The organism is Arenibacter sp. F20364 (assembly GCF_023015905.1).
Classification (GTDB): domain Bacteria; phylum Bacteroidota; class Bacteroidia; order Flavobacteriales; family Flavobacteriaceae; genus Arenibacter.
Window position 1 is genome coordinate 1 of record NZ_JALKBD010000089.1, and the last position, 2,220, is coordinate 2,220.

Sequence of the window (2,220 nt, forward strand, 5' to 3'; positions counted from 1 at the left end):
TCTGGTCTAGGTTCCCTGGTAAATTCCGGTACTTTCCCGAGCATAACAGGGGGCAACGCACAAAACGATAGCGACAAAGACGGGATTAGTGACACCTGGGAAAACGCAAACGGATTAAATGCCAATGATGCAAGCGATAACAATAAGGAAACCGATGCAAGTGGATATACCAACTTGGAAGTGTACTTGCACGCGCTGACAGTAAAATAATATCACACTTTAATCGAAAAACAGAAAAAGAGGCCATCTGGCCTCTTTTTCTGTTTTTGACTAAAGTCGCAATACCCCCCACCCAATTGAAGAAAAACTCAAGCTTCTATGTTGGTTGCCATTATTGGTAATGAGAAGAAATTTAAAAGGCTACACAACAAGTTGCAACTGAATTGGTTTCAAAATCAACAAAAAAACTCTACAAAAATATTTTGATTTTCGATGTAACACCAAAAAATAAAAAAATTGGACATGATAATAGTACCAACACCCATTAATTAATTATCTCCTTTTATCAGGAGAACTTAATTCACATTAAACATTTACAGACAATGAACCCGATAGTGTTATTTCGGAAATAATCAATGAACCATTCCAAAAGAACAGCTTTAATTATATGTGCTACCGTAAAAAATCATCGAACATCGAAAAATTCAATTTTAACTGTCATTAAATATTATTCAAGCATCAGACAATCCACCTTACAGCATAAGGTAAATCATTTTGAATCCCAAAGGAACTAAACACAGTTATAATAAATTAATCCACCCCAATACTTTATACCCTATTTACCCCATACACTATTCTGCCAATGCCACCCAATAATGCAAGGATCATTCAATCACATTATTTAGTCTAGTAAACCCAAAGTTCAGACTTAAAGATTGCCCACCATACAGTTAAACACTTTATACACTACCACTTATATTACAGCAATATCTACCCCACAGAGTATTTGGACACATAGTTTACTTATAGGGATAAAATGTTAAGACATAATAATTCGCACAGTGGATTTATGAAGAACTTATACATGCAAATAAAATTATTGGGAATTTAAGTTTCATATTTAACACCTCATTCCCACAACTTTTTATACGTACTATCTCATTAAAAAAATATTCATTCCTACCAAAACTCCATGAGGCTAGATGTTAAAAAAATAACATTTAATCCGATAAAATGTGGTCAAATCATAAAGAAAAAGGTAGTTCATCGAATAAAGGATTTATAAACATCCAGAGCTCAAATACGAACGTAAAACTAATATCACAACCAAAAAAAGGCATTTTGTCGAATATAAATACCATTTGCCGATGATGTTGTGAAAATTAAAATAATTATAAACCCCAAATGATTATCATTTAAAATTAACGTCTTAGAACTTATGAAAATTCACCCCTCGAATCTATTACAAATGACCTTGGTATGCCTTGTCCTTTTTCTAAATTTTTCCTGCAACAAGGATTCCGACCTATTGGCGGAATATGTAGTGAACCCAGACTCCGAAAGCACAGAAATACCCAAAGAAGTGAGCATTGATTTAGCTCATGCAGTATTTACAACTGAAGAAGACCAACCTGTAACCTTTAACTTGCTTTACAACAATTCTAGTGAAAGGAAAGGACGTAGGAGGTACAAAAGTAGCTCAAAACCAAAATACGGTGCAATCAGCATAGAAAAGGACAGTATAGCAATATACACTCCCCCGAGCGATTATAACGGAAAGGACGATATTGAAATAACATTGGAAGTCACCAATGAGGACGAAACCATCTCAGAAGAAGTTGTAACCATTGATGTTACGGTTGAACCTGTAACCGATGTTGTAGAGGATATAGTTGAGGTCGCCAATGAGGAACCCATAATAATAGAACCCTTGAAGAATGACACTTTTAAGGAAGAGAGTGAAGTTGTAATAACGGAGGTAAGTCAACCCTCCAATGGTACTGCCATAATTAATGAAGACAATTCAATTACCTATACTCCAAACACGAACAACACTGAAGAGGTTGCACCCGAAGAAGTTGCTTCCGAAGAAACTACACCATCGGAAGATACCTTTACTTATACCACCTCGGTTACCAATCCTGATGATACAGTTACAACAGAAACCGGATCGGTAACCGTGACCGACAAAACCCCTACAACGGAAGAACCTGTGGAGATGGGCGGATTGAAGGCTTTCCCTGGAGCTGAAGGCTTCGGCCAATATGCCACTGGTGGAAG

General features: G+C 36.4%; 2 protein-coding genes. Both read left to right on the top strand.

The window, feature by feature from the left end; translation table 11 throughout:
* Positions 1-210, top strand: a 210-nt coding sequence (locus MWU84_RS23775) for a hypothetical protein (RefSeq protein ID WP_246906494.1), incomplete at its 5' end; no start/stop codon positions are given.
* A 1,168-nt stretch (positions 211-1,378) separates the two neighbouring features.
* Positions 1,379-2,220: Ig-like domain-containing protein (locus MWU84_RS23780; protein WP_246906496.1), on the top strand; the 842-nt coding region annotated here is incomplete at its 3' end.